The 10,114-nt window shown below is 72.5% G+C and carries 11 protein-coding genes; 7 read left to right on the top strand and 4 right to left on the bottom strand.

The window, feature by feature from the left end; translation table 11 throughout:
* Positions 1-199 precede the first annotated feature (199 nt).
* Positions 200-724 (bottom strand): gamma carbonic anhydrase family protein, encoded by a 525-nt coding sequence (locus G3I19_RS16390; protein WP_164264348.1) that lies wholly within the window; start codon positions 722-724, stop codon positions 200-202.
* A 126-nt stretch (positions 725-850) separates the two neighbouring features.
* Here G3I19_RS16390 and G3I19_RS16385 point away from each other — a divergent pair, with 126 nt between their 5' ends.
* Positions 851-1,597 carry an acyltransferase gene (locus tag G3I19_RS16385; RefSeq protein WP_164264347.1) on the top strand — a complete coding sequence of 249 codons (747 nt, stop codon included), beginning with the start codon at positions 851-853 and terminating at the stop codon, positions 1,595-1,597.
* 32 nt (positions 1,598-1,629) lie between these two features.
* Here the strand turns inward: G3I19_RS16385 and G3I19_RS16380 are convergent, their stop codons facing one another.
* On the bottom strand, positions 1,630-2,496 hold the full coding sequence (locus G3I19_RS16380; RefSeq protein WP_164264346.1) for a DMT family transporter: 867 nt from the start codon (positions 2,494-2,496) through the stop codon (positions 1,630-1,632).
* Positions 2,497-2,588: 92 nt separating this feature from the next.
* Between G3I19_RS16380 and G3I19_RS16375 the strand changes: the two genes are divergently transcribed.
* On the top strand, positions 2,589-3,206 hold the full coding sequence (locus tag G3I19_RS16375) for an XRE family transcriptional regulator (RefSeq protein WP_164264345.1): 618 nt from the start codon (positions 2,589-2,591) through the stop codon (positions 3,204-3,206).
* Positions 3,207-3,216: 10 nt separating this feature from the next.
* Positions 3,217-3,771 (top strand): YbaK/EbsC family protein, encoded by a 555-nt coding sequence (locus G3I19_RS16370; RefSeq protein ID WP_164264344.1) that lies wholly within the window; start codon positions 3,217-3,219, stop codon positions 3,769-3,771.
* Positions 3,772-3,889: 118 nt separating this feature from the next.
* Here G3I19_RS16370 and G3I19_RS16365 read toward each other — a convergent pair whose 3' ends face one another.
* Positions 3,890-4,297 carry a CoA-binding protein gene (locus tag G3I19_RS16365; protein ID WP_164264343.1) on the bottom strand — a complete coding sequence of 136 codons (408 nt, stop codon included), beginning with the start codon at positions 4,295-4,297 and terminating at the stop codon, positions 3,890-3,892.
* 58 nt (positions 4,298-4,355) lie between these two features.
* Between G3I19_RS16365 and G3I19_RS16360 the strand changes: the two genes are divergently transcribed.
* Together G3I19_RS16360 and G3I19_RS16355 are read left to right on the top strand one after the other, a co-directional pair.
* Positions 4,356-4,982, top strand: a complete 627-nt coding sequence (locus G3I19_RS16360; protein ID WP_164264342.1) for a YigZ family protein — start codon at positions 4,356-4,358, stop codon at positions 4,980-4,982.
* A 154-nt stretch (positions 4,983-5,136) separates the two neighbouring features.
* On the top strand, positions 5,137-6,363 hold the full coding sequence (locus tag G3I19_RS16355) for a transposase (RefSeq protein WP_164264341.1): 1,227 nt from the start codon (positions 5,137-5,139) through the stop codon (positions 6,361-6,363).
* Here the strand turns inward: G3I19_RS16355 and G3I19_RS16350 are convergent.
* Complete coding sequence (locus G3I19_RS16350) at positions 6,317-8,323, bottom strand: helix-turn-helix domain-containing protein (protein ID WP_203599652.1); 2,007 nt, start codon at positions 8,321-8,323, stop codon at positions 6,317-6,319. The genes G3I19_RS16355 and G3I19_RS16350 overlap by 47 nt on opposite strands.
* Before the next feature lie 280 nt (positions 8,324-8,603).
* Here G3I19_RS16350 and wrbA point away from each other — a divergent pair, with 280 nt between their 5' ends.
* Together wrbA and G3I19_RS16340 are read left to right on the top strand one after the other, a co-directional pair.
* Entirely contained in the window at positions 8,604-9,221 is a 618-nt protein-coding gene (gene wrbA, locus G3I19_RS16345) for an NAD(P)H:quinone oxidoreductase (RefSeq protein WP_164264340.1), read from the top strand.
* 115 nt (positions 9,222-9,336) lie between these two features.
* Positions 9,337-10,107, top strand: coding sequence for a 2,3-dihydro-2,3-dihydroxybenzoate dehydrogenase (locus G3I19_RS16340; protein ID WP_164264339.1), 771 nt, complete (start codon positions 9,337-9,339; stop codon positions 10,105-10,107).
* The last annotated feature ends 7 nt before the right edge of the window (positions 10,108-10,114 follow it).

The following is a 10,114-nucleotide window of genomic DNA, read 5'->3' as shown; positions in this document are numbered from 1 at the left end:
GCGGCGGGCACCGGCGGCCTGCCGCCCGGGCCACGCCCGGCGGGCTGATCCACTGTGCGGTCCGCACCCATGGACATCCGTCTCCTGGTCGCAGGACGCCCGCGCGGGGCGCGCCTCCAGGCTAGGCACGGGCCGCCGGGACCCGCCATCCGGACGGACGCGGCGGGCCGCCGGGACCCGCCCTCCGGATGTGGCGCGGTCAGCCGACCTCGCGGTGGCCCTTCACCAGCTCCAGGTACATCGCCGCGTTGACCTTGATTCCCTCGCGCTCCTCGGCGGACAGCTCGCGCTTGACCTTCGCCGGGACCCCCGCGACCAGCGAACCCGGCGGTACCCGCATCCCCTGCGGGACCAGCGCCTGGGCGGCGATCAGCGAACCGGCGCCGATGTGCGCGCCGTTGAGGACCGTGGCGCCCATCCCGATGAGTACGTCGTCCTCGACCGTGCAGCCGTGCAGTACGGCGTTGTGGCCCACGGACACCCGCTCGCCGACCGTGACCGGGAAACCGGGGTCGACATGCACCGTGCAGTTGTCCTGGATGTTGCTGTCGGCCCCGACCACGATCGGGCCGCAGTCGGCCCGCAGCACCGTGTGGTACCAGACGCTGGAACCGGCGGCCAGCGTCACATCGCCGACGACGACGGACGTCGGCGCCGTGAAGGACCGCGGGTCGACCGACGGCTCCCGGCCGCCCACACCACTGATCAAGGACTGCTCCGCCACTGCTGTCTCCTTCTGCTTCCCGCGTGACCTGGGCCCGGGGACTGTTCCGTGCGCCGCGTGCCGCACCCTCCGGCACCGTAGGCGACGCTGGGTCGAAGATCACAGCCCGCCCCTCTGATCTCCGTCATGACCGCTGAGTACGGTAGGGGGGTGGCCCGGAACAGAAACACGTTCTCATCGCTGACATCCCGTGCGCTGCACGCCGGATGGCAGTGGGTGCAGCGGGCCGGCGCGGTGACCGCGGAGCGCCCGGGGAAGCTGCGCTTCCGCCGGATAGGCACCGGAACACGGCTGGCCTTCCCGCAGGGCGCCGTCTTCGGCGAGCCGTGGATCGAGCTGGGCGACCACTGCATCATCGGTGAACAGGTCACGCTCACCGCCGGGATGATGCCCGATCTGGATCTTGGCCCCGAGCCGATCCTGACCCTGGGCGACGGTGTCGTGCTCGGGCGCGGCAGCCATGTCATCGCCGACACCATGGTCACCGTCGGATCGGACACCTACTGCGGTCCGTACGTCTACATCACGTCCACGAACCACAGTTACGACGATCCGCGCGTGCCGGTCGGCAAGCAGTGGCCGCGGACGGAGCCCGTGGTGATCGGCCCCGGGTGCTGGCTCGGTACCGGCGCGGTCATCCTGCCGGGAGCCAGGCTCGGCCGCAATGTGGTGGTCGCGGCAGGCGCGGTCGTACGCGGTGAGGTGCCCGACCACGCGGTGGTCGCCGGAGCACCCGCGCGCATCGTGCGGAGCTGGGACCAGGAGCACGGGTGGCAGCCCCCGCTGCGCACGCCCGCCCCCGTCCCCATCCCCGAAGGCGTCACACCGGAACAGCTGATCGCCCTCGGCGGTCTTGAGCCCGACGCCCCCTGACCGACGCCTTCCGGCCGCCAGGGCCTGACCTGTCAGCCGGTCGCGAGCAGGACCGTCCCCACCAGCGCGAGCCCCGCGCCCGCGGCCTGCACCGCGCGCAGCCGCTCCTTGAGGAAACCGCGCGCGGCGAGTGCCGTGACCACCGGGTAGAGGGACGCCAGGACGGCCGCGACCGTGACCGGCCCCGAGTGGGCGGCGACCGAGTAGGTGCCGTTGGCCGCCACATCGGCGAGGCCCACGAAGGCCAGCGTCGGCAGCGACCGCAGGACCAGCCGAGCCCCGCCGCCTTCGGGGAGTGCCCGTGCCCCGCGCCGCACCGATACGTACAGGGCCGTCCCGCCGACGGCCACATTGGCGACCCGCTGCACGAACAGGGCGAGGAAGAGGCCGGTGACGGTGGTGGACGCCTCGGAGATCAGGGACATCACCGTGCCGAAGCCCACGGCCGCGAGCAGCGTCAGCAGCACCGCCTGCCGCTGCACCGGCGCTCCCCGCAGCTCGGGCCCGCCCGCGAGCACCACTCCCGCGACGGCCACCGCGATCCCGGCGAACTGCGGCAGACCGGGCCGTTCACCGAGCACGAGCCCGACGCCGACCGGGACGACGACGCCGAGTGAGCCGAGCGGTGACACCACGCCCATCGGCCCGAGCGCGAGGGCCTTGTAGAAGCTGAGCATCGCCACCGGCCCGACCACCCCGGCCGCCACGGCGAACCAGAGCTGTGGGCCGGCCTCGCTCCAGCCGCCGGTGGCCACCACGACCGAGCCGAGTACCACCACGGCCACCGCCTGTGAGACGACGACCACCGTCAGGGCGGGTATCCGCCGGGTGAGCAGCCCGCCGCCGAAGTCGGCCAGCCCCCAGAGCAGGCTGGTGGCCAGGGCGAAGAGGGCAGTCATCGGGGCCTCGCAGTACAGTGCGGTGGATCAGTGGGTGCACTGCACCGTAGTGCAGGATACTGAACTCTGTCATCCAGAATATTGGACGGAATGTGTCGGACCTCGACCAGCTCACCCAGTCGCTCGCCCGGAACCTCAAGCGCCGGCGGGGTGAGCGCGGCTTCACCCTCGACGCACTGGCCGCCCGCGCCGGGGTCAGCCGGGGCATGATCATCCAGATCGAGCAGGCCCGGACGAACCCCAGTGTCGGCACCACGGTGAAACTCGCGGACGCCCTCGGGATCAGCATCACCACGCTCCTCGACTACGAGCAGGGGCCGCAGGTCAGAATCGTCCCGCCCGACCAGGCGGTCCGTATGTGGGGGACGGACGCGGGCAGCCGTACGGTGCTGCTCGTCGGCAACGAGACGCGCGGGCCCATGGAGATGTGGTCCTGGCGGCTGATGCCGGGTGACGGCAGCACATCGGACCCGCACCCGCCGGGGACGGTGGAGCTGCTCCATGTCACCGCCGGTCAACTCACCCTGGTCGCCGACGGGGTGGCGCACTCCGTACCGGCCGGGACATCGGCCACCTTCGAGGCGAACGTGCCGCACGTCTACCGCAACGAGGGCACGGAGACCGTCGAGATGATGATGGCGGTCTGCGTGCCGCCGGTCGGTGTGCAGCGGCCTCAGGGCTACCGCCGGGAGCCCGCCGACGGCTGTTAGCGTGAGCCGTATGCGCGCTCCCATCGGTACGTTCGACGATGTCCGCCATGCCCGGGACTGCCTGGACCTGCTCACCGCGCCGGTCGCCGACGCGGTGCGGCACTGGCAGGGCGACGTACCCGTCCAGGACCTGGTCTACGTGGACAGCGACCCGGAGATCGCCGACACCGCCGCCTTCGTGGCGCACTACGGCCCGGAACTGCTCGACATCTCGGCGAACTGCGTCGTCGTCGCGGGCAAGCGCGGCGGCGAGACCTCGCTCGCCGCCTGCCTGGTGCTCTCCCGCACCCGACTCGATGTGAACGGCGCCGTGCGCAGACAACTCGGCGCGCGCAAGGCGTCGTTCGCGCCCGTGGACACGGCCACCGGCGAGACCGGCATGGAGTACGGCGGGATCACCCCGGTCGGGCTGCCCGCCGGCTGGCCGCTGCTCGTGGACTCCGCCGTGGTGGACCTGGAGTGGGTCCTGGTCGGCAGCGGCAGCCGCCGGGGCAAGCTGATCGTTCCGGGAAAGGTCTTCGCAGGGCTGCCGGACGCGGTCGTCATCGACGGGCTGGGCGGCTGAGGCGCCGGGCTGGGTGGCTGGGCTGGGCGGCTGAGGCGGCGGACCGGCCGGCTGGGACGACCGGTGTGCCGCGGCTGAGGCGCGGCCGGGACCGCTCGCCGCCCCTGGCGCGCCCCCGTCAGCCCAGAGCCGGGATCTCTATGGCCGGGCAGCGATCCATGACCATGTCGCGTCCGGCCGCCCGCACCCGCTCGTAGGCCGCCTCGTCGACCACCCCGAGCTGGAACCAGACGGCCCTGGCGCCGATGGCGACCGCCTCGTCGGCGACCGCGCCCGCCAGCTCGCTGTTGACGAAGACATCCACGACATCCACCGGGAACGGAATGTCGGCGAGCGACGCGTACCCCTGCTCGCCGTGGACCGTCTCGGCCTTGGGGTGGACCGGCACGATGCGCTTGCCGTAGCGCTTGAGCACCCCGGCCACACCGAACGCCGCACGTCCCCTGTTGGTCGACAGGCCCACCACCGCCCAGGTGTCGCCGGTCGCGGTGAGGATCTTGCGGATGGTGTCCGTGTCTGCGTACATGCCCGGACAACGGTGTACCCGCCGGGACCATTCCCGGCGGGCCGCATAGGCTGGCCCGATGCAGGAGCAGTACCGGACAGTCGCCCGTGAGGGTGTGCACGAGACCGAGGTCAACCGGTCCCGTTTCCTCTGCGCACTGGCGCCCGCCGCGACCGAGGAGGAGGCACAGACCTTCCTCGCGCGCGTCCGCAGGGAGCACCCGGGGGCCTCCCACCACTGCTTCGCCTACGTCATCGGCGCCGACGCCTCCGTACAGAAGGCCAGTGACGACGGGGAGCCCGGCGGTACGGCCGGTGTGCCGATGCTCCAGATGCTGCTGCGGCGCGAGGTGCGGTACGCCGTCGCCGTCGTCACCCGCTACTACGGCGGTGTGAAGCTGGGGGCCGGCGGGCTGATCCGGGCCTACGGCGGAGCCGTCGGTGAGGCCCTGGACGAGCTGGGCACCATCGTCAGACAGCGCTACCGGCTCGCCACGGTCACCGTCGACCACCAGCGCGCGGGCAAGCTGGAGAACGACCTGCGGGCCACCGGCACGGCGGTGCGCGAGGTCCGGTACGCGGAGGCAGTCACGATCAGGATCGCGCTGCCGGACGCGGACGTCGACCGCTTCCGGGCCTGGCTCGCCGACAGCACGGCGGGGGCCGCGTCACTGGAACTCGGCGCCGAGGCGTACGGCGACATCTGAGACCCGGGCGCCACCGCGCGGAGGTGACCAAGTCACCGGACCGCGCCGCAGCAGTGTGTCCTGCATACCTATGAGCTACCCGGCAGTACCCCGCACCGTTGAGGCACGACGCCGAGCACGGTGGTCCGTGCGAGGGACGAGATGGGGGAGATCGATGTCTGGTGTTGCCCTGTGCGCGCAAGACGTACGGATACAGGGGCACGGGTCCGTCAGAGCCGCCGTCCAGGAGGAAGTGCTCACCGAGCTGTGCTCGGTGCTCTTCGCGTCCCTGCCGCGGCGGGACCAGCGCAGACGCGGTGTGGAGTATGTACGCGGCCTCCTCGCGGCCGAGGGGCGCAAGTCGGTCCGGAACATGGCGGCGCTGACCGGCGGGGCGACCACCGAGCAGGGACTGCACCACTTCGTCAGCGGTTCCACCTGGGACTGGGCGCAAGTGCGCGGGCGGCTGGCCCAGTATCTGGCGCGGGTCGCACAGCCCAGTGCGTGGGTGGTGCGGCCGATGATCGTGCCGAAGGCCGGGGAGCACTCCGTGGGTGTCGACCGGCGGTACTTCCCCGCCTTCGGCCAAGTGCTCAACGCCCAGCAGGCGTTCGGGGTCTGGGCGGCGTCCGACCGGATGAGCAGCCCGGTCAACTGGCGGCTGCATCTGTCCGGGGCGTGGCTCGACGACCGCCGGCGCAGGGCCCGCGCCTCGATTCCGGCATCGCTGAGCCCGGCGGAGACACTGGACGAGTGCGCGGTCGAGGCATGCCGCGAACTGGTGTCGAGGCAGGCGCTTCCGCGTCTCCCGGTGGTGCTGGACGCCCGCGAGACCGAGGCGGCCACCACCGTCGGTCACCTGCGTGCCGCAGGAATGCCGTTCCTGATCAGGGTGAGCGGCACCCAGCTGTTCACCCCCTCGCACGCGGCCGGCCCGGCCCGTGGCGGCGAGCTCCCGGCGTACCAGATCATGGGCGCGGCACGGGAGTTGCGGCGCCAGGCCCTCTGGACCGACCACGGACCGCAGGCGGCCCAGCGCACCAGCCTGGTGGCGGCCCTGCACGTCGGGCTGCCCCGCCGCCCGTCACGCTCCGAGGCCCCGGAGCACTCCGGTGACCTGCGCGACCTGCTGCTGCTCAGCGAGTGGCGGGACAGCGGGCGCTGGCCGTCAGCGCTGTGGCTGACGGATCTGACCGGGGACCGGCCCGGCTCCCTGCTGCGGCTGAGCAAGCTCATCGGCCGGGTCGACCGCGACTGCGCCGAGATCGCCGACCGGGTGGGTGTCCGGGACTACGCGGGGCGCTCCTTCGGCGGCTGGCACCGGCACATCACCCTGGCGTCGGCCGCCCATGCGATCACCGCCGTGGCCGCCTGCGCGGAGCGGGAGCCGGGGGCTTCGTGACGTCGCGCGGGCGGCGGCGGTGCGGGCGCCCGTAGGGGCTGTCGAGGAAGGCGGCGACGGACGCCGGGCTCCCGCCCCGCAGGACGTGGCGGATCCGGGAGAGCCGGAGGGCCAGTTGCACCTCGAACGCCCGCTCCGGCTGCTGCCACCCGGATCCCAGCAGCTCGCTGATGCGCTCCAGCCTGCGGGTGACCGTGTTGGGGTGCACATGCAGGCGTTCGGCCGCGTACGTCGGGCTGGCGCCCGTGTCGAAGTACGCCTCCAGGGTGGGGACGAGCGCGGTGAGGCGCTGCCGGTCGTAATCGGCCACCGGGCCGATCGTGGCGTCGATGAACGCGCCGGCGTCGTGGCTGCCCGACAGGAGCACGCCGAGGCCGCCCAGTTCCCGCGGTGAGGCTGCGCGGCCGACGGCTCCGAGTGCGGTCATGGCGTCGAAGCAGCGCTGGGCCTCCTTGTGGGCGCCGGTGACCGACAGGGCGTCGGTCACCGGGCCGGCCGCCGCCACCGTCACCCGCTGGTCGAGCAGCGGGGACAGCTCGGCGTGGACGGCCCGGGCCGCGGCCCCCGCGTCGTCCCCCGCGATGAGGAGTACGGCGTAGTCCTTGTGCAGGCTCATGAGCCCGTTCATGTGCTGCGTGTAGGACGCAGCCCACGAGCCCAGTTCGCTCCCGAACGCCCTCTCGGGGCGGGCGACGACCACCAGGTGCGGCTCGTCCAGATCGATACCGCATCGCCTGGCCCGGGTCCTGAGGAGCTGGGGCGGCCTCCCGGAGAGCGCCAGCAGGTCGTCCAGCAGGCTGTGCCTGATCCGGCCGTCGGCCCCCGCGCTCCGGCCCGCTTCCAGGAGCAGCGCCAGAGCGGTGAACCGCGCGCCCAGCGCCGGCAACCGCTCGTCGTACTCGGTGGGCCGGTTCCCCGGGAACATCAGCACGGTGCCGAGACACTCCTCGCCCGCGACGACCGGCGCGGCCCACGAGCCGTCGGCCGGCGCGACCGGCGCACCGGCCGGCCCGGCATCGGCCGTGGCGGGGGAGAGCACCGGCTCGGCGGTGTCCGGCGGGCCGCCCGCGGTGGCGAGGACCGTACCGTCCGGCGCGTGGACCCGCACCGCACCGTCCAGCCGGTCCGCCAGCTCGGCGACGAGGGCCTGCGGGCCGCCGCCGTTCAGTAACACGTCGGTGAACCGGCTCTGGGTCTCGCCCAGTTCGCGTTCCAGGCGCAGCGCGGGACCCTCCAGCGCCGCGGCCGCTGCCATGGCCGTGTCGAGCAGGCGCGCGCTCTCGATGGCCGCGCCCGCGAGGTCACCCAGGGAGGCCATGAGGGAGATCTCGTCGGCGCTGAAGTGCCGCACGTTCCGGTCGGCCGCATAGAGGGCGCCGACCGGCCGGTTGCCCTGGCTCAGGGGCACCGCCACAAGCGCGCGCAGCGCTTCGGCCGCGACCATCCCGTCGAAGGCGGGGTGGTGGCGGAACCGTTTGTCGGCGGGGTAGTCGGGGGTCCAGAACGGGGCGCAGCCGACGAGGGCCTCACCGACCGGCCCGGCGTCGGCGGGCAGCCGCAGCCCGACCGTGCTGGCCGAGGTGTGCCCGTCGGAGCTGCGGACGTGTACGGAGCCCTGCTCCTCGGCCGGGAAGCCGATGAAGGCCATGTCGAGGCCGAGCAGGAGACGGGCCCGCCTGGTGACGACCTTGAGCACGGCGTCCAGCTCCTGCGCCGCGGCGAGTTCGCGTGCGGTGTCGACGAGGGCGGACAGCCCCATCTCACGCTGCCGGCGCCGGCCCGACTGCGCGTGAATCCGCAGACCGAGCGCCCTGGCCCGGGTCAGCGCCTCGCGTTCCGCGCCGGCCACGCCTTCGTCGAGGGCTTGCGTCATCAGCGCTTCTACCTGCTCCACCGGTGCTGCGTCGGCCAGTAACTCCAGCACGGCGAGTGCGGCGGATCCCACCCTGATCTGCGACACGATGCTCCCTTTGTCATGCTCTCGCAGCTGCGTTCCCCTTTGCGCAGCCACTCGGAACCTACGCAGGCGACCTGACGGAGTCAACAGTTTGTTGAACGATGACCTTACGCAGGGATCCCCGGGGTGACCTGATGGAGTACCGGCCACTTGACGGACTGCGACGACGGGCCTTGGCGGGCGCTCCGTCCGCGTCACAGGATCGGGGCACTGCGCAGCGGGCCCGCGCCTCCCGGCAGGCCAGGTCCCCGAGCGCCTTGTCCAACCACCCAGGGAGAGCGCCATGTTGAACGTCGCTGTGGTCTATTACTCGTCGACCGGGAACGTGCACCGGCTCGCCGACGCGGCGGCTGTCTCCGCGAAGAAGGCGGGCGCCGAAGTGCGCCTGCGCCGGGTGGCGGAAGTGTTCCCGCAGTCACAGGTGGACTCGAACGACGCCTGGGCCGCACACCTCGACGCCACCCGCGACGTCCCCGTGGCCGACCTGGACGACCTGGAGTGGGCGGACGCGATCCTGTTCGGCACCCCGACCCGCTTCGGCCTGCCGGCCGCGCAGCTCAAGCAGTTCCTCGACACCACCGTGACGCTGTCCCTCCAGGGCAGGCTGGTGAACAAGGTCGTCTCCTCGTTCACCTCCACGTCGGGCGCGCACAGCGGGCAGGAGAGCACCATCCTCGCGCTGAACAACACCTACTACCACTGGGGCGCGGTCATCGTTCCGACGGGCGCCACCGACCCGGTCCTCACCACGCCGGGCAACGGCAACCCGTACGGGGTCAGCAGCGTCTCCGGGAACCGGCCCGGCAACGTCAGCGAGGAGAACCTCGCGGCCATGGAGTTCCAGGCCCGCCGGGTCACCGGGATCGCCGCGGCCCTCAAGCGCGGCTTCGCGGTCGGCTGACGCCCGGCCGCCGCCGCACCACGCCCTCGCTCCGTCACCGGCAGGGGCGCAGTCCTCCGTACGAGTCACGAGTACAGACCCCTCAGCACGTACGACAGCACAGGAGGTCCGACCCATGGAGACAAAGATCGCCCTGGTCACGGGGGCAGCCGGCGGAATCGGTGCAGCCGTGGTCCGGGCACTGGGAGCACGCGGTGCGCGGGTCGCGGCCGTCGACCGGGACGGCGAGCGGCTCCGGAGCACGGTGGACGATTCGGTCAGGGACGGGCTGCACGTCGACGCGTTCCCCTGCGACGTGACGAGCGGCCCGGCCGTCGAATCGACCGTCGAGCGCGTCGAGGCGGAGCTGGGCCCCGTCGACTATCTCGTCAACGCGGCCGGTGTGCTGCGCCTCGGGGAGGCCAGGAGCCTCACCGACGAGGACTGGGCGTCGACGTTCGCGGTCAACACGACCGGCGTCTTCCACCTGTGCCGCGCGGTCGCCAACCGGATGGTCCCCCGCGCCCGGGGAGCCATTGTCACCGTCGCGTCGAACGCCGCCGGCACCCCCCGTACGGAGATGGCCGCATACGCCGCGTCCAAGGCGGCGGCGTCCATGTTCACCAAGAGCATCGGGCTGGAACTCGCCCGGCACGGCATCCGCTGCAACGTGGTCGCCCCCGGCTCGACCGACACCCGGATGCTCACCTCGATGTGGCACGACGAGAGCGGGCCGAAGGGCACCATCGAGGGCCGGCCCGAAGCCTTCCGGGTGGGTATCCCGCTCGGCAGGCTGGCCCGTCCGTCGGACATCGCCGACGCCGTGGTCTTCCTCCTCTCCGACCAGTCGTCGCACATCACCCTGCACGACCTGACGGTCGACGGGGGTGCCGCACTCGGTGTCTGACCACCCC

Source organism: Streptomyces sp. SID10853, from assembly GCF_010548145.1.
In the GTDB taxonomy this organism is placed as follows: Bacteria; Actinomycetota; Actinomycetes; order Streptomycetales; family Streptomycetaceae; genus Streptomyces.
The sequence above is the reverse complement of the archived record's forward strand: the minus strand, read 5'-3'. Positions and strand labels throughout refer to the sequence as shown.